This window comes from Candidatus Aquiluna sp. UB-MaderosW2red (assembly GCF_900100865.1).
Classification (GTDB): domain Bacteria; phylum Actinomycetota; class Actinomycetes; order Actinomycetales; family Microbacteriaceae; genus Aquiluna.
Genome location: NZ_LT627734.1, coordinates 769,171 through 794,674 on the forward strand (window position 1 = coordinate 769,171; position 25,504 = coordinate 794,674).

Annotated in this window: 22 protein-coding genes and 2 tRNA genes; 23 read left to right on the forward strand and 1 reads right to left on the reverse strand. The window is 52.0% G+C overall.

What is annotated here, in order from left to right; genetic code table 11:
- Nucleotides 1-8 precede the first annotated feature (8 nt).
- The 15 genes from metG (at nucleotide 9) to BLP47_RS04070 (ending at nucleotide 17,449) form a co-directional block, all read left to right on the forward strand.
- Nucleotides 9-1,580, forward strand: coding sequence for a methionine--tRNA ligase (metG, locus tag BLP47_RS04000; protein ID WP_091850591.1), 1,572 nt, complete (start codon nucleotides 9-11; stop codon nucleotides 1,578-1,580).
- Nucleotides 1,577-2,470 (forward strand): TatD family hydrolase, encoded by an 894-nt coding sequence (locus tag BLP47_RS04005; RefSeq protein WP_091850593.1) that lies wholly within the window; start codon nucleotides 1,577-1,579, stop codon nucleotides 2,468-2,470. Before metG ends, BLP47_RS04005 begins: the two co-directional genes overlap by 4 nt.
- Nucleotides 2,470-3,288, forward strand: a complete 819-nt coding sequence (rsmA, locus tag BLP47_RS04010; protein WP_091850594.1) for a 16S rRNA (adenine(1518)-N(6)/adenine(1519)-N(6))-dimethyltransferase RsmA — start codon at nucleotides 2,470-2,472, stop codon at nucleotides 3,286-3,288. Before BLP47_RS04005 ends, rsmA begins: the two co-directional genes overlap by 1 nt.
- Complete coding sequence (locus tag BLP47_RS04015) at nucleotides 3,285-4,175, forward strand: 4-(cytidine 5'-diphospho)-2-C-methyl-D-erythritol kinase (RefSeq protein WP_091850595.1); 891 nt, start codon at nucleotides 3,285-3,287, stop codon at nucleotides 4,173-4,175. The genes rsmA and BLP47_RS04015 overlap by 4 nt, the downstream gene beginning before the upstream one ends.
- Complete coding sequence (locus tag BLP47_RS04020) at nucleotides 4,175-5,968, forward strand: ABC-F family ATP-binding cassette domain-containing protein (protein WP_091850597.1); 1,794 nt, start codon at nucleotides 4,175-4,177, stop codon at nucleotides 5,966-5,968. The genes BLP47_RS04015 and BLP47_RS04020 overlap by 1 nt, the downstream gene beginning before the upstream one ends.
- A gap of 41 nt (nucleotides 5,969-6,009) precedes the next feature.
- Nucleotides 6,010-6,081: transfer RNA gene (locus tag BLP47_RS04025), tRNA-Gln, on the forward strand.
- Between the two features lie 26 nt (nucleotides 6,082-6,107).
- Nucleotides 6,108-7,523, forward strand: a complete 1,416-nt coding sequence (glmU, locus tag BLP47_RS04030; RefSeq protein WP_256381067.1) for a bifunctional UDP-N-acetylglucosamine diphosphorylase/glucosamine-1-phosphate N-acetyltransferase GlmU — start codon at nucleotides 6,108-6,110, stop codon at nucleotides 7,521-7,523.
- A 2-nt stretch (nucleotides 7,524-7,525) separates the two neighbouring features.
- On the forward strand, nucleotides 7,526-8,500 hold the full coding sequence (locus BLP47_RS04035; protein ID WP_091850599.1) for a ribose-phosphate diphosphokinase: 975 nt from the start codon (nucleotides 7,526-7,528) through the stop codon (nucleotides 8,498-8,500).
- Nucleotides 8,501-8,509: 9 nt separating this feature from the next.
- A complete protein-coding gene (locus tag BLP47_RS04040) occupies nucleotides 8,510-9,718 on the forward strand; it encodes an APC family permease (RefSeq protein WP_091850601.1) in 1,209 nt (402 codons plus the stop codon).
- Nucleotides 9,719-9,793: 75 nt separating this feature from the next.
- Nucleotides 9,794-11,332: an aldehyde dehydrogenase family protein gene (locus tag BLP47_RS04045; RefSeq protein WP_091850603.1), complete on the forward strand. Its 1,539-nt coding sequence runs from the start codon at nucleotides 9,794-9,796 to the stop codon at nucleotides 11,330-11,332.
- 129 nt (nucleotides 11,333-11,461) lie between these two features.
- Nucleotides 11,462-12,067, forward strand: coding sequence for a 50S ribosomal protein L25/general stress protein Ctc (locus tag BLP47_RS04050; RefSeq protein ID WP_091850605.1), 606 nt, complete (start codon nucleotides 11,462-11,464; stop codon nucleotides 12,065-12,067).
- On the forward strand, nucleotides 12,012-12,602 hold the full coding sequence (pth, locus tag BLP47_RS04055) for an aminoacyl-tRNA hydrolase (RefSeq protein WP_249883400.1): 591 nt from the start codon (nucleotides 12,012-12,014) through the stop codon (nucleotides 12,600-12,602). The genes BLP47_RS04050 and pth overlap by 56 nt, the downstream gene beginning before the upstream one ends.
- 9 nt (nucleotides 12,603-12,611) lie before the next feature.
- Complete coding sequence (gene mfd / locus BLP47_RS04060; RefSeq protein ID WP_091850607.1) at nucleotides 12,612-16,127, forward strand: transcription-repair coupling factor; 3,516 nt, start codon at nucleotides 12,612-12,614, stop codon at nucleotides 16,125-16,127.
- Nucleotides 16,114-16,809 carry a MazG family protein gene (locus BLP47_RS04065; RefSeq protein WP_091850609.1) on the forward strand — a complete coding sequence of 232 codons (696 nt, stop codon included), beginning with the start codon at nucleotides 16,114-16,116 and terminating at the stop codon, nucleotides 16,807-16,809. The genes mfd and BLP47_RS04065 overlap by 14 nt, the downstream gene beginning before the upstream one ends.
- Before the next feature lie 55 nt (nucleotides 16,810-16,864).
- The gene (locus BLP47_RS04070) at nucleotides 16,865-17,449 is read left to right on the forward strand and encodes a hypothetical protein (RefSeq protein ID WP_157671477.1); all 585 of its coding nucleotides are present in this window, start codon (nucleotides 16,865-16,867) and stop codon (nucleotides 17,447-17,449) included.
- Here the strand turns inward: BLP47_RS04070 and BLP47_RS04075 are convergent.
- Entirely contained in the window at nucleotides 17,446-18,036 is a 591-nt protein-coding gene (locus tag BLP47_RS04075) for a TetR/AcrR family transcriptional regulator (RefSeq protein WP_091850612.1), read from the reverse strand. The two genes, BLP47_RS04070 and BLP47_RS04075, sit on opposite strands and share 4 nt — an antisense overlap.
- A gap of 89 nt (nucleotides 18,037-18,125) precedes the next feature.
- On the opposite strand from BLP47_RS04075, the gene hisS reads away from it, so the two are divergent.
- The 8 genes from hisS to BLP47_RS04115 all read left to right on the forward strand — a co-directional run bounded on the left by hisS (nucleotide 18,126) and on the right by BLP47_RS04115 (nucleotide 25,461).
- A complete protein-coding gene (gene hisS, locus BLP47_RS04080) occupies nucleotides 18,126-19,322 on the forward strand; it encodes a histidine--tRNA ligase (RefSeq protein ID WP_091850614.1) in 1,197 nt (398 codons plus the stop codon).
- A 101-nt stretch (nucleotides 19,323-19,423) separates the two neighbouring features.
- Nucleotides 19,424-20,710: a phosphopyruvate hydratase gene (gene eno, locus BLP47_RS04085; RefSeq protein WP_091850616.1), complete on the forward strand. Its 1,287-nt coding sequence runs from the start codon at nucleotides 19,424-19,426 to the stop codon at nucleotides 20,708-20,710.
- 68 nt (nucleotides 20,711-20,778) lie between these two features.
- A complete protein-coding gene (locus BLP47_RS04090; protein ID WP_091850618.1) occupies nucleotides 20,779-21,321 on the forward strand; it encodes a septum formation initiator family protein in 543 nt (180 codons plus the stop codon).
- A complete protein-coding gene (locus BLP47_RS04095; protein ID WP_249883402.1) occupies nucleotides 21,321-21,803 on the forward strand; it encodes a DUF501 domain-containing protein in 483 nt (160 codons plus the stop codon). The genes BLP47_RS04090 and BLP47_RS04095 overlap by 1 nt, the downstream gene beginning before the upstream one ends.
- A gap of 26 nt (nucleotides 21,804-21,829) precedes the next feature.
- Complete coding sequence (locus tag BLP47_RS04100) at nucleotides 21,830-22,981, forward strand: S8 family serine peptidase (protein ID WP_157671479.1); 1,152 nt, start codon at nucleotides 21,830-21,832, stop codon at nucleotides 22,979-22,981.
- A 27-nt stretch (nucleotides 22,982-23,008) separates the two neighbouring features.
- Entirely contained in the window at nucleotides 23,009-24,400 is a 1,392-nt protein-coding gene (locus BLP47_RS04105; RefSeq protein WP_091850624.1) for an NAD(P)/FAD-dependent oxidoreductase, read from the forward strand.
- Between the two features lie 43 nt (nucleotides 24,401-24,443).
- Nucleotides 24,444-24,519, forward strand: a tRNA-Leu gene (locus BLP47_RS04110).
- 21 nt (nucleotides 24,520-24,540) lie between these two features.
- Complete coding sequence (locus tag BLP47_RS04115; RefSeq protein WP_091850626.1) at nucleotides 24,541-25,461, forward strand: alpha/beta hydrolase; 921 nt, start codon at nucleotides 24,541-24,543, stop codon at nucleotides 25,459-25,461.
- Nucleotides 25,462-25,504: the final 43 nt, after the last annotated feature.

Consider the following 25,504-nt stretch of genomic DNA (forward strand, 5'->3'; position numbering starts at 1 on the left):
ATATCTAGGTGTCCAAGTCTTTTTATGTAACCACGCCAATCTTCTACGTGAACGATGCCCCGCACATCGGGCATGCTTACACCGAGGTGGCGAGCGATGTTTTGACCCGCTGGCATCGCCAGCGCGGGGAGAACACCTTTTTGCTGACCGGAACCGATGAGCACGGTGAGAAGGTTTTGCGCAGTGCCCTGGGAAACCACGTCAGTCCCAAAGAGTGGACGGATAAATTAGTTACCGAATCCTGGCTGCCGCTTTTAGAAACCATCGACATTGATAATCAGGATTTTATCCGCACCACCGAGCCCCGCCACAAAGTTGCAGTTCAAAAGTTCTTGCAACAGCTTTACGATGGCGGCTTTATCTACCAGGGCTCTTTTGAGGGTAATTACTGTGTTGGTTGCGAAGAGTATAAAAACGATGGCGATCTGGTGCTGGGGACTTTGGAGTTTGCCGGAGTAAAGGTCTGCGCCATCCACTCGAAGCCTGTGGAGCAACTTAACGAAACTAATTACTTTTTCAAACTCAGCGACTTTCAGCAAAGGCTGCTGGATCATTACGAACAGAATCCGACATTTATTCAACCCGAATCTGCCAGAAACGAAGTCATATCTTTCGTGCGATCAGGCCTGAGTGACTTGTCGATTTCACGCTCCAAAGAGCGCTTTGACTGGGGGATTGACATCCCCTGGGATCAAAATCACATCACCTATGTCTGGTTCGATGCGCTTTTGAACTACATCACAGCCATCGGTTACGGAGTTGACGATGAAAAGTTGAACTCGCTTTGGCCAGCGGATGTTCAGGTAGTCGGCAAAGACATTCTGCGCTTTCACGCCGTCATCTGGCCCGCGATGTTGATGGCAGCCGAGCTACTCCCGCCAAAACAAGTGTTCGGCCACGGCTGGCTTTTGGTTGGTGGCGAAAAAATGTCGAAGTCAAAACTCACCGGCATTGCCCCAACTCAAATCACTGACATTTTTGGCTCCGATGCATTTCGGTATTACTTTATGAAGGCCATCGGATTTGGCTCCGATGGCTCCTTTAGCTGGGAAGACCTTTCGGCAAGGTACAACTCAGAGCTCGCGAATGGTTTTGGCAACTTGGCCTCTCGAACCATCGCGATGGTGAATCGCTATTTCGATGGCGTGGTTCAGGCTCCGGGCGAATACTTAGAGGCAGATCTCAGAGTCCAGCGGGTAGCTATTGAAGCAGTAACTGGAGCTGAGGCAGCAATCGACAAAGTAGCAATTCACGATGCGATTGCCAAGTCGTGGCTTTTGGTTGATGAGTTAAATAGCTACATCACCCAGCAAGAACCCTGGGTGTTGGCTAAGCAGGAGTCAAATAATGAGCGCTTAGCGACTGTTTTGTACACAGCCCTTGAAGGGCTTAGGGTACTGGCAACCCTGTTGAATCCAATTACACCCAAGGCCTGTAAAAAACTCTGGGGGGCTATTGGCGAATCGATTGGAGAACTCGATAGCCAATCCGTCACCAACGCTGCCAGCTGGGGCCAGCTAGCGCCAGGGGTGAAGCTAGGAGAGCTAGAGGCACTGTTTCCTCGCGTGGAAGAGCAATGAGTGAGTTTCTAAGAACCAGAACTAATTACCCGGGCGCGGTAAACCAGCCCCAAAATTACCCGGAGTTGCCTGAAGCCTTAGAGCTTGGCACTTACGATAATCACACCCACCTGGAGATTGCCGATGGCGATACTCCAATCAGTGTTCCTGAGCATTTAGAGCTCATGCGGCAAGTCGGAATGCTCGGAGCCGTGCAGGTTGGAGTTACCTTAGAAAGTTCAATTTGGTCGGCCGGGGTTGCAAAAAACGAGCCGATGCTTTTAGCTGCAGTCGCAATTCACCCAAACGAGGCGCCGCGTTATAAATCCAAGGCCGAACTCGATGAGGCCATCTCGGGAATCGCAGAACTGGCTACTCAGCCAAGGGTGCGGGCAATCGGTGAGACCGGACTGGATTTTTTTAGAACTCAAGGCCAAGAGGCTCTTGAAATGCAGCAGTACTCTTTTGAGCAACACATAAAGATTGCAAAAGAGAACAACATTGCCCTTCAGATTCACGATCGCGAGGCGCATGCAAATGTGGTCGAGACGCTAAAAAAAGTTGGGGCTCCGGATCGAACTGTATTTCACTGTTATTCGGGGGACTTGGAACTTGCTGAAATCTGTGAGGAAAACGGTTGGTATCTGTCTTTCGCTGGCAATCTGACCTTCAAAAAAAATCAGCACCTGAGGGACTCGCTAACCTCAGTGTCTCGATCCAGACTGCTGGTTGAAACTGACGCACCTTTCCTAACGCCTGAGCCGCTTCGTGGAAGGCCAAACGCGCCTTATCTAATCCCGCACACCCTTCGGTTCATGGCAAAGCTGCTGGACATTCCAGAGGTGGAAATGGCTGAAGTTTTGAATAACAACACCAAAAGCGTCTATGGGCTTTGGAGTGAGGGTCTCTAGTGCTAGGTGCAGCGGAAATCCGAGAGCTCGCCCTGGGGCTTGAGCTAAAGCCCACAAAAAAGCTCGGTCAAAACTTTGTTATCGATCCGAATACCATCCACCGAATCGTAAGCGCCGCACACTTGAATTCTAAAGACTTGGTGGTTGAAATCGGACCGGGCCTAGGTTCTTTAACACTTGGAATTCTCGCGAAGGTGCCAAAGGTCATTGTTGTCGAAATAGATCCGCGACTGGCAGAGCTTTTGCCAGTCACAATAAAAAAACACTCTCCAAACGGCCAGCTCTTGGTGGTTTTGGCAGATGCAATGAAGGTCACGGAGCTTCCCGGTGAGCCAACCGCCTTGGTCGCGAATCTGCCCTACAACATATCGGTTCCAGTGCTTTTAACTTTTATGCAGCGCTTTCCCAGTCTGGAAAAAGGCTTAGTTATGGTGCAGGCCGAAGTGGCTCATCGCCTTGCTGCAAGTCCCGGTTCAAAGGAATACGGCTCGCCATCTTTGAAGATGGCATGGTACGGGCCGGCAAGGCTGGCTGGCAACATTTCGAGAAGTGTGTTTTGGCCAATCCCGGGGGTTGATTCAGCTCTTGTGTACTTTGAGACTAACGCCAATCGCGATCAGTCAATTCGGGCTGAGGTATTCAGCGCGATTGACCAAGCTTTTTTGCAGAGAAGAAAAACCCTGCGACAAGCTCTTGGAAATTGGGCGGGCTCTGTGGCTGAGGCCCAGGAGATACTCTTAAGGGCTGGAGTGGATCCCTCCGCTCGAGGCGAGCAGCTGGGTATTGAGAGCTTTATCAGGATTGCGCAGGCGAAATGACCTCGGCTACGGCTCCAGGCAAAATTAACCTCTTTTTTGAAGTCGGTGGGCTTCAACCTAGCGGCTATCACGATGTGGTGTCGCTTTACCAGGCCTTGGAGATACACGAGACCGTAACCGTCTCGGCGAGTGACAGCTGGGGCATCTCGGTTGTTTCGGATTTACCCGAAGAACACGTCGCGAGGGTCCCAAAAGATGAATCGAATATCTGCATCCAGGCGGCTTACGCTTTGGCTAGCTACGCTGGCAAAGCAACCCCAGAGCCGATGCATTTTGAGATTAATAAGCAGATTCCTGTGGCCGGTGGCATGGCAGGCGGTTCTGCCGATGCGGCTGCATCGCTGTTGGCTATCAATCAAGCCTGGGGTTTGAACCTTGACCGAGCCGCGCTTTTAGAGGTGGCTGCAACTCTGGGTGCGGACGTACCCTTTTCCCTGATGGGCGGCACAGCTTTGGGAAGCGGCTCTGGTATTAGGCTCGAGCAGCTTGAACCAATCTTGCAACTTCACCTGGTTTTGGTACTTAGTCCTGCGGGATTGGAAACCGGTGCTGTGTTTGCCAAATTCGATGAACTCCAATTGGGTATCAAATTGCTAGATGAATCCCGAGCTCGCTCCCTCGCAAAAGATTTGACTGCCGGGATTCAAAACCCGGCTCTTGGAGAGAACACTATGACGATGGCCGCTTTGGCAATGGTCCCCGGTCTGCAGGATTCACTCAATCTTGACCTAAGAATCGGTGCCGGCCACATGTCTGGTTCTGGGCCGACGATATGGTTTGCTACCAGAAATCTTCCAAGCGCTCAGCGAGCCCTTCAAAGAGCAGCTGATGCAGGCCACAAGGCTATTTTAACTTCAACATCAAATCTAGGCGCGAGGCTCATCTAATGGCACATCTTCTAGGAGCCGAGCAAATAGACCTCGAGTTTCCAACCAAGTCTGTTTTCTCATCGATCACTGTTGGTATCAACGAGGGTGATCGAATTGGCATTGTTGGTCGAAACGGAGACGGTAAATCGACTCTTTTAAGAATTCTTTCAAAAGAGTTGGAGCCGGATGCTGGGCGTGTAACTTGGCGTGGCGGTCTAACAATTGGTTATCTAACTCAAACGGATCAGATCCCCGATGACTACACCATCGCTCACGCTGTGGTGGGGGACATGCCCGAGCACCAGTGGGCCTCGGATCCCAAGATCAGAGACGTGCTGAACGGCCTGCTGGGTGATTTGGATTGGAATCAAAAAGTTGGCGTGCTTTCAGGAGGTCAAAGAAGAAGAACCGCACTGGCGGCACTTTTGGCTCAAGACTTCGATGTCATCATGCTGGATGAACCGACCAATCACCTAGATGTCGAGGGTGTGGCGTGGCTGGCTCAGCACTTGAACTCGCGCTGGAATAAATCAAGCGGCGGTTTATTGGTTGTGACTCACGACCGCTGGTTCCTGGATGCGGTTTGCAATCTCACCTGGGAGGTCTACGGCGGCAAGATCGAGGGCTTCGAGGGCGGTTACGCCGCCTATGTTCAGCAGCGGGCTGAGCGCAATCGTCAAGGCCAAGCAATTGAGACTCGGCGTCAGAACCTCATGCGCAAAGAACTAGCCTGGCTCGGTCGTGGAGCGCCTGCCAGAACTGCAAAGCCAAAGTTCAGAATTGATGCTGCCCTCGAGCTGATAGCTAACGAGCCTCCCGTCAGGGACACGGTTGCCCTTTCCAAGCTCGCCACCCAGAGACTCGGTAAAGACGTGGTGGATCTTGAGGATGTCAGTTACGAAACTGAGGATGGGCTCAAGATTCTAGATAATGTCACCTGGCGGCTGGGGCCTTCCGATCGAGTCGGCCTAGTCGGAGCTAATGGAGCCGGCAAGACCACGCTTCTAAGGATCGTAACCGGCAATCTGCAACCTCAAAAAGGCCGGGTCAAAGTTGGTAAAACTGTGAAGTTTGCGACCTTGAGTCAGGATATTCATGAGCTTGACGAGTTCGCCAAGGACCGGATTTTTGACCTAATCAAGCGCGAGAAGACGACCTTCTTGGTTGGGAAAAAAGAACTTGGACCGACCCAGTTGGTTGAGCAGCTCGGTTTCGATTCCCCGCAACTACAGTCTCCCATTGGGGACTTATCAGGTGGTCAGCGGCGGCGCTTCCAGCTTTTGAGATTGTTATTCGCAGAACCCAATGTTCTGATTCTGGATGAGCCAACCAATGATCTTGACACTGACATGCTGGCTGCTATGGAGGACCTGCTCGATAGCTGGCCTGGCACTTTGATTGTGGTTAGTCACGATCGTTATCTTTTAGAACGCGTGACCGATAACCAATATGCCATGCTCGGAGACGGCCAAATCCGACACCTCACCCGCGGTGTCGAACAGTTCCTAGAACTTCGCAAGGCGCAACGCGCTGAGGTTTCTACCCCGACCTCATCAAGGCCAGCAGCAGCTAAAACATCGAGTCTCTCGGGTGCCGAAAGACGCAATTTGGAAAAAGAATCCTCTAAAGCGCAACGGGCAATTGCCAAGGGGCATACCGAAATAGAGCTATTGGATCAGCAGTTGGCAGAGCTGGATCCTGCAAATTACCAACAGTTAGCTGAGTTATCGGGGAAAAGGCAGCAAATAGCGGGTCAAATTGAAAAAAATGAAACTATTTGGCTGGATAGTTTGGAGAAATTGGCAGGCTAGCCAAAGTTTCTGGCAGACTTAGCGCCGAGGTTAAACCTCGTTCCGCCCTAGTGTAACGGCAGCACGGCGCTCTTTGGAGGCGTCCGGTCTAGGTTCGAATCCTAGGGGCGGAGCTGGTTGATCTTTAGGAGGGTGCCTTTTGCGCAAACTAGCCGTTGTTGTGCTCGCCGCAGGCGAGGGCACTCGCATGAAGTCGAACACCCCCAAGGTGCTTCATGAGATTGCCGGTCTTCCACTAATTGGACACGTGCTCGCCACGGCCCATTCTTTTGATTCGGATGCTGTGGTGATAGTTCTCAGACATCAAAAACAGCAGATCGAAACTTACGTTTCGAGCTTTTACCCAAGAACCCTGATTGCCACTCAGGATGATATCCCAGGAACCGGCCGGGCCGCGCAGCTCGCGATCGCCGAACTGCCCAGCGATTTTGATGGGGATGTTTTAGTTTTATCGGGGGACGTGCCCCTGTTGGATGTGAATTCGATTTCAGAACTAATCGAGATTCACCGCGAGTTTGGAAATACCGGAACTTTATTGTCCACCGTTCTAGAAAACCCGCAGGGCTACGGCCGCATAATGCGCAGCCGGGAAAACTTTGTGGGAATCATTGAGCAAAAAGACGCCTCTGAAGAGCAGCTGGAGATTAACGAGATAAATGCCGGTGTCTATATTTTTGATGCGATAGTTCTTCGAAAACACCTGGAGTCTTTGACGGTCAATAATTCGCAGAACGAAAAGTACCTAACCGATGTCGCCGGTTTGATGCTGACTGCCGGCGAAAGAGTCTCAGCGCATCCAATTCAGGATAAGTGGTTGGTTGCCGGTGTCAATGATCGAGCCCAACTCCAAGAGGTTGCCGCTGAACTCAACTCACGCATCATTAGGGGCTGGCAGTTGGCGGGCGTGAGCATTAAAGAGCCTGCTAGCACCTGGATCGACGTTACGGTCCAGTTGGGCAAAGATGTCACGCTTTTTCCCGGAACTAGGCTGCACGGCAAAACCAGTATTGGCCAGGGTAGCCAAATTGGCCCGGACACCACCTTGACTGACAGCAAGATCGGTGAGGGGGTCCTGATCTCGAGGTCCCAGGTTGAGGGGTCAATCATCGCTGCCGGCGCTACTGTCGGACCCTTCTCCTATCTTCGAGCCGGCACCGAGCTCGGGGCAGATGGAAAAATTGGCGCTTTTGTTGAAACTAAAAACGCTCAGATTGGCGCTGGAACAAAGATTCCACACCTTTCTTATGTCGGTGACGCCGAGATAGGCGAGGGATCAAATATTGGCGCTGGAACAATTTTTGCTAACTACGATGGCGTGAATAAGCACCGTACCAAAATTGGAAATCAGGTCCGCACGGGAAGTGGGAACGTCTTTGTGGCACCTGTTTCTATCGGTGACGGCGCTTACACAGCAGCAGGTTCGACAATCCGCCGAAGCGTAGAGTCTGGAGCGTTAGCATTGAACCCGACACCTCAAAAAAACATTGCCGGCTGGGTGCTTGATCAGCGCCCCGGCTCAAAGGCGGCTCTAGCCGCATCAAAAGATACGGAGTAGCGATGGCAATCGAAAAGACTGCTAGCAAGCAACTGGTCATCGCATCGGGTAGGGCTCATCAAGCACTTGCCCAAGAGGTAGCCGATATTCTGGACACCGAGCTGGTGCCGGTTACCGCATACGACTTTGCTAACGGGGAAACCTTTGTTAGGTATGAAAGAAGCGTCCGCGGAGTTGACGCCTTTATCATTCAAGCTCACCCCAACCCGATCAACCACTGGCTCATGGAGCACCTTCTCATGATTGATGCCATGAAGCGAGCAAGCGCCAAGCGCATCACCGTTGTCGCACCATTTTTCCCTTACGCGCGTCAAGACAAAAAGCACAAGGGTCGCGAGCCAATATCTGCGCGGCTCGTAGCGGATTTATACCGTGCCGCTGGCGCCACCAGGCTGATGTCGGTAGACCTACACTCGCCACAGATTCAGGGTTTCTTCGACGGTCCGGTGGACCACCTGTGGGCATTGCCGTTATTGGCAGACCACATTGCCGCAACCTTTGGAACCGAAAACCTAATGGTGGTTTCTCCAGATTCGGGTCGAGTTCGAGTGGCAGATATTTGGGCCGATCGTCTCGGCACTTCGCTCGCCATTGTTCACAAGCGCCGTGATCCAGATCGCCCAAACCAGGTTGAAGTCAACGAGATTGTGGGAGATGTCTCTGGTCGAGATTGCTTATTGGTGGATGACATGATCGACACTGGTGGAACAATTCTGGCGGCAGCTAAGGCCCTCAAGGCCAATGGTGCTGCAAGGGTGATTGTGGCAGCCACGCACGGTGTCTTATCTCCTCCAGCCATCGAAAGACTAAGTGATCCGGTAATTGACTCGGTGGTAGTTACTAACACCTTGCCGATTACCCCGGATAAAGAATTTGCAACTCTGACTGTTTTATCCATTGCACCGCTGATCGCCAAGGCCATCGCCGCGGTGTTTTACGATGATTCTGTTAACTCGTTGTTTCCCGGGCACGCATAACCTGACTGAGTGAAAAAACTCCTCAGCCTGAAGGATGCCGTCTTTATCGGGCTGGCTGCGATGCTCGGTGCCGGTGTTTTTGTAGTTTTTGGCCCAGCTCTTGATGCTGCAGGAACCTTGTTGCCGCTGGCGATTGTGATAGCAGCCGGTGTGGCTTACCTCAATGCAAAAAGCATCTCCCAACTCGCTGCCAAGGTGACGCGCTCGGGCGGGGCATATTCTTATGCGCGGCATTACATTGGACCGGCCTGGGGTTTTCTAGCTGGGGCAGCTTTTATGATTGGAAAAATTGGCTCGGCCGCTGCTATTTCGCTGATTTTTGCAAATTATCTGACCCCCGATTATCCGATTCTCACTTCGGTTTTAGCCCTTGCCCTGATGGCAATTGTCAACAGCCTCGGAGTGAATCGAACAGCATTTGGCAGCACGGTGCTTGCAAGTATCACCCTGGTGTTTTTGGGCCTCTTGATTATCTCTTCCTTTTTTGCACCAGACTCCAGGGCTCCGGTGGCTCCGGGCACCCTTGGAGGAGCGCTGACAGCCAGCGCTTTGATATTTTTTGCTTTTGCCGGCTACGCTCGGGTCGCAACACTGGGCTCAGAGGTTAGTAAGAGTTCTAAGAATGTGCCTCTTGCCATCAATATCTCACTGGGCATCGTGCTTTTGATTTATTTGTCACTTGGTTTTTTGGCGTTGAATAAACTCGGGGGCGATGGCGTGGGGAGCCTAACGCCGCTTCGCGATTTGGCGGCCATCTCCCTGCCCGAACCCTGGTCAGATTGGGTATTCGTGTTTGCCGCTGTGGCCTGTCTGGGTTCTTTATTGGCCCTGCTGGCTGGAATTAGTCGCACCGCCGCAATCATGGCCGAGGATGCCGAGCTTCCAAAGATCTTGCAGACTCGTTTGAAGAATGGGGCTCCATGGGTGGCGGAACTTATGGTGGCCCTGTTCGCTGCGGTGTTGGTTCTCAGCTCGGGAGTGGTTTTTAGCATTGGGGTCTCTTCTTTTTGTGTGTTGACCTATTATTCGATTGCAAATTTTGCTGCATTTAGGCAACCTAGGTCTGAAACCGATAGGCCCAAGGTCTGGAATTTGATTGGGCTGTTGCTATGTTTGGGGATTGGCGTGGCCGTGCCCTTTCAAGCGCTTGTAGTGGGCGCGACACTTATGCTGCTGGCTCTCTTGCTCAGGAAACTCGGCTCCATACGGCGAAATTAAAAAAAGCATCCCGCTGATTCTCCAATTGAACTCACTTATCGGGAAGAAATCCGGGTCACTTTAGTTATCACGTCTATGGAAAGAACCTTAAAACTCGGTACAGATTTTTCTACCATTTACGCAAAGGCGCGGGCTGTTGCCCCGGAGGCGTTCGATGAAAGCTCGATTAGGAACCTTATCGGCGGTGAATGGCAGGTATTGGGATCCGTTGTTTCCCATGTCACTCCAGTGGATCAATCGGAGATTGTCGGACCTTCGATGCTCAGTCTTGACCAAACGGTCACCGCCGTGAAAAAAGCCGCTCAGATGGATAAAGACTGGGCCAAAGTCGCGCTGGATGAAAGAAAATCTCGAGTGGCCAAAGCGGTTGAACTTCTCAGAGAGCACCGCAATTTGTTGGCCCAGTTATTGATTTGGGAGATTGGCAAGCCTTGGAAACTGGCTTGCGCAGACGTGGATCGCTGCATCGAAGGCGTGCAATGGTACCTAGAAGAAATTGACCGCCAGATGGCCGGCCGAACCCCGCTAACGGGCCCTGTTTCAAATATCGCAAGCTGGAACTACCCTCTCAGCGTTCTGGTGCATGCCGAACTGGTCCAGCTCTTGGCCGGTAATGCGGTTATCGCAAAGACTCCGACTCAGGGTGGTTTTCACGCCCTGACACTCTCGCACGCACTGATGGCCAGAGCCGGCCTCCCGGTGACCCTGGTGTCCGGCTCGGGCGCCGAACTAGCGCCGGCTCTGGTGAGTTCCCCGGAGCTTGGAGCAATGGCTTTTGTGGGAGGAAGAAATAACGGTCGATCCGCCGCAAGTTCGCTGCGGTCGCTAGCCAAGCGTCACATCCTCGAGCAAGAGGGGCTGAATTCCTGGGGGATTTGGGATTATTCGAATTGGGATGAGCTCTCGGCTCACCTGAGTAAGGGTTTTGAGTATGCCAAGCAGCGCTGCACCGCATACCCGCGATACGTGGTTCAGCGCGAGCTATTTCCCGAATTTTTAGAAATGTATTTGGGGGTTGTCAAGGGCCTCAAGTTCGGCCACCCTTTGGCGGTGGAGAACCCCGAAGACGATTACCCAGAGCTGCACTTTGGGCCGGTGATCAGTGCCAAAAAAGCGAGTGAGTTGGGCGAAGCTTTTAGTGAAGCTGTCTCTCGCGGTGGGGTTCCTTTATACGCTGGCAGCCTAAGTTCGGGAAGCTTTCTAGAAGGCCAAGATATCTCCGCTTACGTTGCTCCTAAGACCGTGTTGGAGCCACCAAAATCATGGTCAATTCACCATTCAGAACCTTTTGGACCGCTGGACTCGGTTGTTTTGGCAGACACAGAGGCCGAATTCATCGCCGCAATGAACGTATCAAATGGAAATTTGGTGAGTTCAGTGGCAAGTGATGATTTGGGGTTTGCGGATCGAGTAAAAGACGAGTCTCAAGCTTTTAAGTTTGGAGTGAATAAGCCAAGGTCTAGAGGAGACAAGGCGGAGGTCTTCGGTGGTCTAGGAGCAAGCTGGCGTGGCTGCTTTGTTGGCGGCGACCTCTTGGTTGAGTCGGTTACTGAGGGCCCGGGGCAGCTTTACGGCAACTTCTCGGACGGTTCTAGATATCCGGTGGATGTTTAGGATTAACCAGCGCTTCTAAATCAAACTTGAATCGGCTAAGCTTTGGCTCGAACAGCGGCGAGGGATGCTTTTAGTATTCGTAATCGACGGGGTGCTTTTTCCTCGCTGCGCCAAGACCTAGAGGAAAAGATGTCTGAAATTCAAATCACCGCCGAAGTTCGTGAGAAATTCGGCAAGGGCGCGGCTCGTAAACTCCGCGCCGCTGGTCACACCCCAGCCGTAATTTACGGACACGGTAACGCCACTCGCCACATATCACTTCCCGCCCACCAGGTCGCCCTAGCGCTTCGAAAGAAGAACGCCCTTCTGGAATTGAGCATAGAAGGTAAGACTGAACTGGTCTTGGTGAAGAGTGCGTCCAAGGACCCGGTGACCCAGATCATTGAACACGTGGATCTAGTTATGGTCACCAAGGGCGAAAAGGTTAATGTTGAAGTTCCAGTGCACGTAATCGGCGAAGCTATGAGCGGCACAATCGTTGACCTTGAGCACAAGAGCGTCAAGCTCGAGGCCGAGGCCACTCATATCCCCGCGTTTGTTGAACTGCACATCTCCAAGGACAACCCGGCCGGCCACCACTACTTGGTTGGCGAGCTGGTTGTTCCAAAGGGTGCGGTTCTCGAGCTTGCCGCCAGCGAACTATTGGCTTCGGTCGTAGAGACTAAGGGCGGTGCCGCTAGTGATACAGAAGTTGTTGCAGAGGTTACTGACGCAGCCACCCCAGCAGCTGAATAACGATTCTTGGTTAGTAGTTGGGCTCGGTAATCCCGGGCCCAACTATCAATCCAACCGGCATAATATTGGCCAAATTGTGCTCGATGTATTGGCAAAGCGACTCGGTACAAATTTCAAATCATCTAGACAGCAAGCGCTTTGCGCCGAGGCAAGAATTGCCCCTGGCAAGCCGAAGGTGATTCTTGCCAAACCGACCAGCTTTATGAATCTCTCTGGCAGCCCAATAAGCCTGCTAGCTAAGTTCTACTCAATCCCGATGGATCGAATTATCGTGGTTCATGATGAAATTGATATTCCATTTGGTGACATTCGTTTGAAGTTTTCGGGCGGGCACGCTGGCCATAATGGCCTGAGAGACATAATCGCCAAATTGGGAAACGAGTTTCATAGAATCCGATTCGGGGTCGGTAGGCCCCCGGGATCTCAAGAGGTTGCGAGCTTTGTGCTGGAAAACTTCAACTCTGTGGAGCGCAAAGAATTGGATGTTTTGTGCGAGATTGCCGCCGACAGGGTAATCGAGTTAATAAGCGCCTAAACTCCATAGGTGACCCTCCGCCCCGTTCTAAAGGCATTGGGCCAGTCGCACCCGCTTTTGAACCTAAAAATCAAAAAGCGAGGGTTAACGAAACTCTTTGCGCCAGAAAAAGCCTCCAGTTTCGCGGTTGCTCAACTCTTATCAAAAGTCACAGAGCCCCTAGTGGTGATAACTGCCACCTCAAGGCAGGCGGAGTCTTTGGCTCTGGTGGTAAAGGAGCTGGTTGACTCGGTTGAGCTAATCGAGTTTCCAGCCTGGGAGACCCTTCCGCACGAGAGGCTAAGCCCCTCGGCCGAAGTTGTGGGCCTAAGACTTCGGGCGCTTCATCGAATGATTGAACTCAGAGACACCACCCCGAAACATCCGGTAATGATTTTGATGTCGGTTCGGGCCGCTTTGCAACCGGTAGTTGGTGGCCTTGAAGATCACCCACCCTTTGTCTTAGAACGCGGCAAAGATTATTTATTACCCGAACTTGCTCTAAAGCTGATTGAGCTCGCCTATGAGCGAGTTGACATGGTGGAGCGCCGCGGCCAATTTGCCATCCGAGGCGGAATTCTGGATTGTTTTCCAACTACTAATCAGCACGCCCTGAGACTCGAGTTTTTTGGTGATGAGCTCGAGGACATCCGGGAGTTCTCGGTTTCTGACCAGCGCTCCATCGCATCTCAAATTGATTCGATTGAGCTTTATGCAGCAAGGGAGCTTCTGATAACCCCCGAAGTGGCCTCAATTGCCCGACAGATGGTGCACGAGTTTCCTGCGATATCAACGCTATTGGAAAAGATTGCGAACGGCATTCCCGCTGAGGGGATGGAGTCCCTTGCTCCCGTCTTATCTTCAAAGATGGGCTCGATTTCAGAGTATTTTCCCAAAGAAACCAAGATTGTGGTTTTGGAGCTCGAAAAGGTTTCTGCGAGGGCAAAATCCCTGAGTGATACCAATGAGGAGTTTCTTCATGCGGCATGGGACGCCGCAATATCCGGGTCAGAGGCTCCGATTGATTTGAGTGCCGGGGGGTTTTACGACCTTGATATCGTTCTGAAAGATTTATCCAGGAGCCACGCCCTAATCCAAATCGGGTCCTTACAAAATGAGGGAGCGGTTGATTTGGGGCTTAGAGACGTGCCGCGCTTCAGCCAAGAGAACCCGGGGGTCGATTGGCTTTTGGATTTAAAGGATCAGGGTTATCAGACGCTGCTGGTTGCAAATGGTCATGGGACAGCGGAGCGGATTGTTGAAATTCTGACCGAAGCCAAGGTTCCGGCGGTATTGACCGAGGTCGTGGGCGAGCTTACGGATCAGCACGTCACAGTCACAGTCGGCAACCTGGTTGCCGGGTTTGTGGCTAGTCAAAGCAAGCAGCTGGTGATGACCGACAGCGAGTTTTTCGGAGTCGCTCCAACTTACGCTTCGCCAACCGAGCGAAAACTGGCCAGAAGACGTGGCCCACAAGTCGATCCGCTTGCTCTAAAACAGGGCGATTATGTGGTGCACGAGATTCATGGCATTGGAAGATTTACCAAGTTGGTGCAGCGCTCATCTGGTGGTTCACAGCGCCAGCACCTGAGGGAATATTTGGTGATTGAATACGCTCCTCCAAAACGTGGATACCCCACCGACACTCTTTTCGTGCCCACCGACCAGCTGGACATGCTCACTCGGTATGTCGGTGGTGAGGCCCCCGTGCTTAATAAAATGGGCGGCACCGACTGGGCCCGGGTGAAGGGCAATGCCCGCAAAGCGGTCCGCAAGATTGCAATTGACCTAGTGAAGCTTTACTCGGCGCGCATGAAGAGTAGGGGATTCGCATTTAGCCCCGATACCCCCTGGCAAAAAGAGCTAGAAGAAGCGTTCTTTTTTCAAGAGACTCCGGATCAGCTCACCACCATAGACGAGGTCAAGCGGGATATGGAAAAGGAGATTCCAATGGACCGGCTATTGGCCGGCGATGTTGGATACGGTAAGACCGAGGTGGCGGTAAGAGCGGCTTTCAAGGCTATTCAAGATGGCAAGCAGGTCGTGATGCTGGTTCCCACGACCCTTTTGGTCAAGCAGCACTTCGATACTTTTTCTGCGCGCTACGCCGGATTCCCCGTCACGATAAAGCCGCTTTCAAGATTCCAAAGCGCCGCCGAAACTAAAGAGACCCTACGCGGATTGGAAAATGGCGGGGTCGACATGGTTATCGGAACCCACCGATTGCTATCTGGGCAGGTGAAATTCAAGGACCTAGGCCTCGTGATTATCGATGAAGAGCAACGCTTTGGAGTGGAACACAAAGAAAAACTCAAGGACCTAAAGCACAACGTAGATGTTCTGGCCATGAGCGCAACTCCGATTCCGCGCACCCTGGAGATGGCGGTCACCGGCATCCGAGAGATGTCCACCCTCGCCACTGCTCCTGAGGAACGACACCCAATCCTGACTTATATCGGGGGCTACAGCCAGAAGCAGGTAGCAGCAGCAATTAGGCGAGAGTTGATTCGAGAGGGTCAGGTGTTTTTTGTTCACAATCGAGTTGCAAGCATCGATAGGGTGGCGGCTGAGTTACGAGAGCTGATTCCCGAGGCCAGAATCGCGGTGGCCCACGGTCAGATGCCAGAGCATCTGCTGGAGCAGGTGGTAGATGACTTCTGGGAGCGCAAATTCGATGTTTTGGTTTCGACCACGATCATTGAGACTGGAATTGATATTCCAAACGCCAACACTTTGATTGTCGATCGTGCCGAGAACTATGGGCTCAGCCAGCTGCACCAAATTCGCGGTCGAGTGGGCCGCTCGAAGGAACGCGGCTACGCTTACTTTTTTTATGACCCAACAAAACCGCTTGGGGAAACCGCATTCGATCGGCTCTCCACCATCGCCACTAACACGGAGCTCGGAAGCGGCATGCAGGTTGCGATGAAGGATCTAGAGATTCGAGGCGCTGGAAACCTTTTGGGTGGCGAGCAGTCCGGGCACATTGCAGGAGTCGGTTTTGACCTTTACTTGCGCATGATTGGCGAAGCGGTAAGCGAATTCAAGGGCGAGGTAATCGCATCACCAGCCGAACTAAAGCTAGAGCTGCCGATTGATGCCCATATTCCAGCCACCTACGTGGATAGCGAGCGACTAAGGCTCGAGGCGTATCACAAACTCTCAAGTGAGTCAGGGGCAGGGTCGGATAAAAACCGCCTCGATTTGATTCTTGCCGAATTGGAAGATCGCTACGGCAAGGCTCCTGAGCCGGTGAAGAATCTTTTGGCAGTAACTCATCTTCGACAGCAAGCATCAAGACTTGGTCTGAAAGATGTGAACCTCTTGGGCTTGCAGGCAAAGTTTGCTCCGGTGGAATTGAGCGATAGCGAATTAGTGGCCTTGACCCATCGACTCAAGGGTGCAAAGTACTTGCAAAGCGCAAAGTTGCTGAGCATAACTTCACCGACATCACCCGAAGGTGAACCGCTTCGAGATATCGAAGTGATTGACTGGATATGGCAAGTGTTTCAAATCGTGTTTGGGGATAAAAATGGAAAAGCTTAAATCTTTAATTCAGACTGCTCACCAGTTGCGAGCCCCGGGGGGTTGCCCCTGGGATGCCGAACAAGACCACCGCTCTTTGGTGCAATACCTCTTAGAAGAAACCTACGAGCTGATCGACGCGATTGAGTCGGGTTCGCGTGCGGAGGTGCTCGAGGAGCTCGGTGATGTTTTATACCAAGTGATTTTCCATAGCGATCTAGCTTCCGAAGGAACTCTGGGCGAACCTTTTGATTTGGAGGATGTCGCTGAATATATGGAAAAAAAGATGCGTTCGCGCCATCCCCATGTCTTCGGGTCAGATCAAGAGATCGCTAGGTTCAAAGCGGAGACCGGTGATGATGTCATGCAGCACTGGGAGGGGCATAAGAAAAAAGAAAAGCCGGATCGCACCTCGATATTGGACGGCATTCCGCAGGCAATGCCCGCCCTGGCATTAGCCAATAAGGTCATGAACAAGGCTGAGAAGATCGGAATTCTAGAAAAATCTGAGCACCCGGCAATCCCGATGGAATCTGAGGATGACCTAGGTAAATTGCTGCTGGCCATTGTCGCCAGCGCCAGAAGTGCAGGCTTGGATCCAGAGCGAGCCCTTCGGGAAGCCACTAAGGAGTTACAGGTCGAAATTCGCGCATTTGAGCTCAACCCGGACAACGACGCCGGAGTCATTGGCCTTGCCGACTAACTTTCGATTCTCGACGCTGAGACTGCTCGATAAATTTTCTTTGGCGAGGGGTCCCATGGCTTTTATTGACGAGAGTTTTTTATCGCCGGCTCAATCGGAGGATTCTTTTTATATTCTGACCGCCGCGGTTATTGATAAAAAGCGCGTGCTAAAAGTGCGCCAAGAACTTTTCAAATTAGTTGGTGCAAATTATTGGCACACCACCGATGCGGGCAGATCCGATCGCGGACGCCAAAAGATTAGAGAGCTAAACGCATATTTGGCGAGAAACGTCTCTCCAGTAATCGTTGTCATCGAGCAGCTCGCTGAATCGGATAAAAGCGCGGAGGCCGGCAGGGTTGAATCGATTCGGACTCTTTTGAATGAGCTAGCCGAAAATCATCTTTATCTCACCGGCACCGTGGTGTATGAAAGTCGAATTCCCGGTTTCATGCAAAATCAGGATCGAAGAATAATCAAGGAAATTGCTGAGGGTCAATCCAGCGCAGCGAAACTTAAGGTGTTTGGTCTTGCATCTAAAAAAGAGCCGATGCTGTGGGCACCCGATCTGATCGGCTGGGCTTACCGGCACGCCTACGCCGATTCTGATAAAAGTTTCTTTCAGGAGCTAGCCAAAGTGGCAACTGTAATAAAGCTTTAGTTAAAGACTGCCTCAAAGTCACTAAAGCCCTCATCCAAAACCTGAGCCGGGCTTCTTGGATCGTTGTTTTGTGCCCACCAGGTAAGAATCGCCATAGAGGCCGAAATCATCGCGCTGGAGACTACCTTGGCCCGCATCGGGTTTGAGTCATCGAGTCGCAAAATCTCATTTTCTATTACCGATCGAGCTTCCTCAAGCTGAGCATGACCCCAGCCGGAGACTTCGGGGGAGGAGGCGATCAAGCGCAACCTGAGTCTCATTGTTTCCATGCGCTCATCACCTACATCTTCGAGGGTTCTGGTCCAAGAGTTGTGCAGGTGGGTAATGATCGAGGTCTCGGTATCTTCTTTGAGCTTCTGGGCTAAGTCTTGAGTAAATTTGTGCATTGTGCCCCAAATAACGGCTGATTTTGAGGGGAAGACTCGGAATAGGTTGGAGCGCGAAATGCCCGCCTCGAGGGCCACCTCATCCATTGTCACGTTATCGATGCCGCGCTCCTGGAATAGTCGCAACGCTGTGAGACCCACCTGAATCGGGTCAGTTGTTACCGGTCTACCTCGGCGGGCTTTGTCATTGGTGTCTGGCATGTCAAAAAGAATACCAATCTTGTTGGTTTTTAATAAAGTTTGAGCTTTGCTAAGTGGGTTATTCGTCGCCGCTATGCCAAGCTTATAAAGTGGCAAATCAAATCAATCCCCCAAGAGGCATGCGCGATTTTTTGCCACAGGAAAAATCCATGCGCGAGGCAATGTTGGCAAAGATTCGCTCTCTTTATGTTTCGCTTGGCTTTCAGGAAATCGAGACTCCGGCGCTTGAGGAGCTTGAGAGGCTGAGCTCGGGCCAAGGAGGAGACAACGAAAAACTTGTTTTCAAGGTCCAGAAACGCGGTCAAGAGTTCGAATCAGCACTAGCTCAAAATCAAGAACTCGCAGATCTTGGCTTGAGGTTCGACCTGACAGTTCCGCTCACAAGGTTTTACGCCAGCCATCACTCGAAATTGCCAAAGGTTTTCAAAGCGATTCAAATCGGTCCGGTCTGGCGAGCGGAACGACCGCAAAAAGGTCGTTACCGCCAGTTCATGCAGTGTGATATCGACATCGTTGGCGATCCTAGCCACCTCGCCGAACTCGAACTTCTGAGCGCGGCACTTAGCGCACTGGCAGCGCTTGGGCTCAAAGAAGCCACAATTCGCGTGAATCACAGAGAGTTATTGACCAATAACATCTTGAGCTTAGGAATCTCAGCACAGGACGCCCTTAGTGCAATGATTAGCATCGACAAGCTTGACAAAATTGGGATTGCCGGAGTGGCGAATGAGCTCGGCGATAAGTTTGGCGCCGAGGTTTCTCAAAGAGCGACCCTTTGGCTTTCGGACATCGATCAAGCCGCAATTCCCGAGCTGCTAGCGCCACTATTTGAGGGACTGGCCGGTCACGCGAGACTGCGGTTTGATCCCAGCTTGGTTCGAGGTATGGGCTACTACACCGGCAGCATATTTGAAATAGAGCACCCCGAGTCTGGCTCCTCAATTGGTGGCGGTGGGCGTTACGACTCGATGGTGGGTAAATATCTTGGTGTTGATGTCCCCGCGGTGGGCATATCTTTGGGTATTGAGCGGATTATGGAGCTAGTCGCGCCCTTAGAGTCGAAAACCAATGCTGTGGTGCTCCTGATTCCCAGTCCACAATTCGCGCTAGCCGCTCTCAAATTGCAAGCTCAAGGGGTAGCTTCGGGCTATCGGGTGCGAATAGAGCTGAGGCAAAAAAACCTCAAGACTCAGCTTGATGACATGCAAAGCCAGGGCTTTGAGTTTTTTGCAGAGCTGACACTGGAGGCTAGCTTCAGCGAGCTAAACCTTAAAGCACTCGGCTAACTCGCTAAGCTTTCAAGCGAATACAGCGAAGTTTTCTGGCCACCTGCCAACTTTTTTATAACTGCGATCACAATTACGCAAAATCAAAATAAGGAGAACCCTTGTCAATCATTACTGCAATCGGCGCCCGCGAGATTCTTGACTCTCGTGGCAACCCAACCATCGAGGTTGAGGTTTTGTTATCAGACGACAGCTTTGGTCGCGCAGCCGTTCCATCCGGGGCGTCAACGGGAGCCTTTGAGGCCCACGAATCGCGCGATGGCGACCAGGGTCGCTACCTGGGCAAAGGCGTTCAAAATGCGGTTCAGGCCGTAATTGAAACTCTGGATGAGGCGCTGGTTGATTTTGATTCAACAGACCAGCGTTTGGTTGACGCCGCTTTGATTGCAGTTGATGGAACTGAAAATAAATCCAAGCTGGGAGCAAACGCGATTCTCGGTGTTTCACTTGCCAACGCCCGTGCTGCTGCTGAGTCTTGCGCACTTCCGCTTTATCGCTATCTGGGTGGCTCTAACGCTCACGTGTTACCCGTGCCACTGATGAATATCATCAATGGCGGGGCGCACGCTGATAACGGCGTCGATATTCAAGAATTCATGATTGTGCCGCACGGTGCCGAGAGCTTTTCTGAAGCACTTCGCTGGGGCACCGAGGTCTACCACACTCTCAAAAAGTTGCTCACCGAGCAGGGTCTAGCTACTGGCTTAGGCGATGAGGGTGGCTTTGCACCTGATCTTCCGACTAACCGGGCGGCACTAGATCTGATATCCGAGGCAATCGTAAAGGCCGGCTACAAGCTAGGCAGTGAAATTGCACTGGCCTTGGATGTGGCATCGACTGAGTTTTACGATGAGGAGACTAAGACCTACTTATTTGAGGGGCAGAACCGCTCGGCCGATCAAATGGTCTCTTATTACACCGAGCTTTTGGCGAACTACCCCTTGGTCTCAATTGAGGACCCTCTGGCAGAGGATGACTGGGCCGGCTGGACCAAGATGACCCACGAGTTGGGGCAAAAAGTTCAGATAGTCGGTGATGACCTCTATGTCACTAACCCGGCGAGATTACAAAAAGGAATTGATCTCAAGGCCGGCAACGCCATTTTGGTCAAAGTGAATCAGATTGGCACACTCACCGAGACCATGGATGCGGTTTCCTTAGCTCAGTCCCAAGGCATGAAGGCCATTATCTCGCACCGCTCCGGTGAAACTGAGGACACCTTCATCGCAGATCTTGCGGTGGCTACCAACGCTGGACAGATCAAGACGGGGGCTCCGGCCCGATCCGAGCGAGTTGCTAAGTACAACCAGCTTTTGCGAATTGAGGAAGAGTTATCGGACGCCGCGGTCTACGCCGGTCGCAGCGCGTTCCCGCGCTTTCAAGGCTAATTCAGAGTCTGTTTGCTTGGGTGAGGCAGTTGCCTCACCCAAGCAAACTCATTTAAGATTGTGTGGTTATGGCGCGTGAAAATCTAAATCGCGAACCCAAGGTTCCGGTTCCACTTTCCCAGGGCAAGATCCTGGTCAGGATGCTGCGCCTAAATTCAATCAGCTTCAGCTTGATAGCGGTGGTCGTGCTGGGTACCATTTTGATCTCACAGGACGTTCAGTTGTTTTTGAATCAAAGGCGTCAGATTGCCGACATGGAGGTCAGTATCCAGTTGGCCAAAGATGACGTCAGCGAGATGCAAGCCGAAAGAGATCGCTGGCAAGATCCGGTTTACATTCGTTCCCAAGCTCGAGATCGGCTTTATTACGTGTTGCCAGGTGAGGTTAGCTATTTGGTTATGGATGCCGAGGGCATGGACTTCTCTGACACCTCAGGCACTTTAGGCGCGAAGCTTGCCCAAAAGCGCAACGCCGATGTTATTAGCCTTGAGGTCGCCGCAGCCTCTGAGAATTGGGTGGATTCCTTGATTGAATCGGTCTTGGTAGCTGCACTGGATCAGCCGGCGGAAGCCGAATCTAAAACCGATTCTGATAAAGAGTCTGGAAAATAGTGGCTGAAGTCAGTCAGGCAGACATAGCAGAAGTGTCAAGGCAACTGGGAAGGCCAGCCCGAGACATACTCGAGATAGCAGCGCGGTGTGTTTGCGGCAGGCCACTGGTGGTCAAGACAAAACCGCGGCTCGAGAATGGAACTCCATTTCCCACTCTTTATTATTTGACTCAGCAGGCTGCCACCGCGGCGGCATCGACCTTAGAGACCTCGGGTTTTATGGTGGAGCTGCAGGATCTTTTGTTGGATCAAGAAATAGCGGCGCAGTATCTATTGGCACATCAGGAGTACTTGCGCGAGCGCGAGGAAATCGAACTGGTGGAGGAGATTGTGGATTTTTCGGCCGGCGGTATGCCGGTCCGAGTGAAGTGCCTACACGCCTTAATTGGCCACTCGCTAGCCAAGGGCCCAGGCGTGAACCCCATGGGTGATAGGGCGCTGGAAAGACTCAGTTGGTCTCCCACGGTCTGCTCTTGCGTTTAGCCACGCTCTTACTGATTCCAATTTTTTTGTCGCCAACAAACTGGTGGCTTGACGACTATGGATTTGATTCGATAACTGAGCTTGATGGCAGTGGAATCAAGGTGGCGGTGATTGATACTGGCATCGATGATTCGCACCCAGATCTAATCGGCACAGTGGTGGGCGGGGTTGATTTTTCTGGAGTCGGAACGCCAGATGGCACGACCCCGGTCGGAAGCAGTGCTTTTCACGGAAGCATGGTGGCGTCTTTGATAGCCGGCCAGGGCAGGCTGGGAGTGTTGGGAATTGCACCGCGGGCCGAGCTGCTATCGATCTCTATTGGCCTCGGTGTCCCGGGCGCCAACACCGACCAACAGATTGCGAATGGCATCATTTGGGCGGTGGACCAGGGCGCTCAGGTTATCAATCTTTCGCTGAGTAGAAACTCCATGAATTGGCCCATAAGTTGGGATAGGGCATTCAGTTACGCGTTTCAGAATGATGTGGTGATTATTGCCGCCAGCGGCAATCGGAGCGAGGATAACTCTCGGCCTACCGCTCCGGCAACTATCCCCGGAGTTATTTCTGTTGCCGGGGTTTCTCGGGAAAAGCTGGGCTCAACATCGGCCGCAACCCAGGGAATATCGGTGACAATTACTGCCCCCGGGGAGGATTTGGCGGGAGCCTTCCCGAAAGATCAGGTGCGCTTATTTTCGGGTTCGAGTGCCGCAGCCCCGATTGTCAGCGGTTTGGTTGCTCTCATGAGGCAGGCGGACCCAAAAGCCACTGCGAACGACATTATCCAGCGGCTTATTGGCAGTGCGGAGGATCTTGGTGAACCGGGCTTCGATGCAATTTACGGTTTCGGTCTGATTAATCCTTTAGGAGCGGTTCAATCGGAACTAGTTTCCGACTCTAACCCCTTGGGCTCCTTGGATAAGTGGGTTGAGCTTTATCGCCCCGAGCTCATGGAGCCGGAGCCCGGTGCCAATCAGCTGTTGCAAGAACCAAAAGCCCCGGAAAAACTGTTGGATCAGGTTGCTGAATTACCCCCAACCGATGAGCCTGGTTCTGAGCGGGATGACCTTTGGGGCTTTATATCCGCCTCAAATCCGCTACTGTATTGGTTGTTAGCTCCCCTGGCGCCGTTGCTGTGGCTTTTATTGCGCAATTGGCGTAAGAAGGCCCCACGCGGCTAATCGATAAGACAAAGGTAATTCGCCAACATGACAGTAGCGACCTCTCAGTCCAGGATTCCTGAGGCAATAAAAGAGACCATCTTCAATAAAAAAGAGCCACAGCGCATCCTCATCATTGGTGGTGGTTATGCCGGCTTCTACGCAGCTTGGAAGCTAGAGAAGATTCTGAGAAAGGGCGAAGCAGAGGTAACGCTGGTCGACCCGCTTCCGTATATGACTTATCAACCCTTTTTACCAGAGGTTGCGGCTGGCTCGATTGAGCCAAGACACGTTGTGGTGAATCACCGCAGCCACCTAAAAAAGACAAACTTGTTGTCCGGCAAAATGCTGAAGGTGAATCACAAGCTTCGCAAGGCAACCATCGAGATAGATGGCGGCAAGTCGATTGTCTTGAAATACGACCAAGTCATCATGACGGCCGGGGCCGTCACTCGAACCTTCCCAATCAAGGGCATCGCCGAAGAGGCGATTGGCATGAAGACCATTGAAGAAGCGGTGGAAGTCAGGAATCGACTCGTCGGCAACTTCGAGCGAGCAGCAGCGCTTCCCATGGGGCCAGTGCGTGAAAGACTCTTGACCACCGTGGTGGTTGGCGGTGGCTTTGCCGGAATCGAGACTTTCGCCGAGCTTCATAGCGCAGCGGTTCACTTGCTGCGCAGTTTTCCAGAAATTAAGTTTGAAGAAGTTAATTTTCACTTGATTGAGGCAATGGGCAGAATCATGCCCGAGGTCTCAGAAAAGACCGCTCTCTGGGTTATCAAAAACATCGAATCCCGCGGGGCCCACATCCACCTAAACACTCAGTTGGAATCGGCCGATAAGGGCATCGTCAAACTCTCAACTGGCGAATCTATGGAATCAGATCTCATTATCTGGACCGCCGGAGTTGCAGCTGCACCGGTTGCTAAGAACTGCGATTTCCCATTGGATAACCGAATGCGCATCATGGCCAATGCCTCCTTGCAGATTGTGGATGGGGACAAGGTCATTCAAAACGCGTGGACCGCCGGCGATGTTTCGGCAGTTCCAGATTTGTCTGGCGGTGGAGTCGGCGGATTCTGTGTTCCAAACGCTCAGCATGCGGTTCGTCAGGCCAAGCTTTTGGCTAAGAATTTAGTTGCTGATATTCGTGGCGAGGCCCCGAAGCCTTACATCCACAAAAACTTGGGTGCTGTGGCGGGATTGGGGCTTTATGTTGGGGCCTTTCAGTCCGGGAAAATCGGTGTCACGGGCTTCACCGCTTGGGTCATGCACCGCGGTTACCACGGCCTCGCGATGCCGACCTGGGAGCGCAAGATCAGGGTTGTTTCTGGGTGGTTCTGGAACTGGATTTTTGGCCGCGACCTAACTTCGATCGAAGCGGTTCGCTCACCTCGATTATTCTTTTCCACATGGGCAACCCGTCCAGCTAAGAAGTAGCTTTATCAAAACGGGGCCCGGGATTTCCCGGGCTTTTAGTTTTGCCCCGATAGCCCAATGGCAGAGGCAGACGACTTAAAATCGTCACAGTGTGGGTTCGAGTCCCACTCGGGGCACCAAATTCCTTGTATTCTCATGCGATGAACTTTGAGACAGTGGACCCTGAGATTCTTCTAAAACTAAAGCGTTTTCCAAACTTTAGCTTTAGCAGCAAATCGGCTACCAGGGGATTTAGATTTCTCTCCTTGGTCACGGCAAAAAGAGTTCGTGTGCCAAAGGGGATTGAGATAAAGAATCATAAAATTGGCAACAAGCACGTCCGAGCAATCCTGCCTAGCACGCTCAAATCTGATGGGGCAATCATTTGGATTCACGGCGGTGGCATGATTGCCGGCAGGTCCAAGGATGCGGATGCTCTTTTTATCGAGTTGGCTCAGGAGTTTGGAATCGCGGTCTTTTCTTTGGAATATAGGCTCGCCCCCGAACATCCATATCCAGCCGGCTTGATTGATTGTGAGGTCGGCTATAAGTGGGTCTGTGCTAACGCCGGAAGGTTCGGTTTTGACCTGAATAAAATTGTGCTCGGAGGCGACTCGGCCGGGGCTGGTCTGGCGGTTAGCTTGAACCTCAAATTGCTTAGTCAAAAAGACCTGCTGCCACTTGGGCAGCTACTAAAGTATCCGATGCTGGATGATCGAACCGCCATGAACCGAGCACTTGATGACAAGAATTTTGTTTGGAATAATTCTTCCAATTACTTTGCCTGGAAGTCGTATCTTGCTGCCGAGCCTGGATCAAAGGGAGATTTTGGCTTCGCAGTCCCTGGAAGAGTTCAAGACCTCGCTGGCTTGCCAGCCACTTGGATTGGAGTCGGAGATATAGATTTATTTTTTCAAGAGAACTTCAATTTTTTTGAGCGATTAAGCGAACAGGGGGTACCGGTGAGCTTCAATAAATATCCAGGGTTCCCACATGCCGGAGAGCTTGTGAACCCGGAGGCCAGGGTTTCCAAGAAAATGGCCATTGATTTCAAGAGTTGGCTTAGAAATTTACTTGGCTAGTTCTCCAGCCAACTTCCAGTTGGTGCAACTAATCTAAATAGGT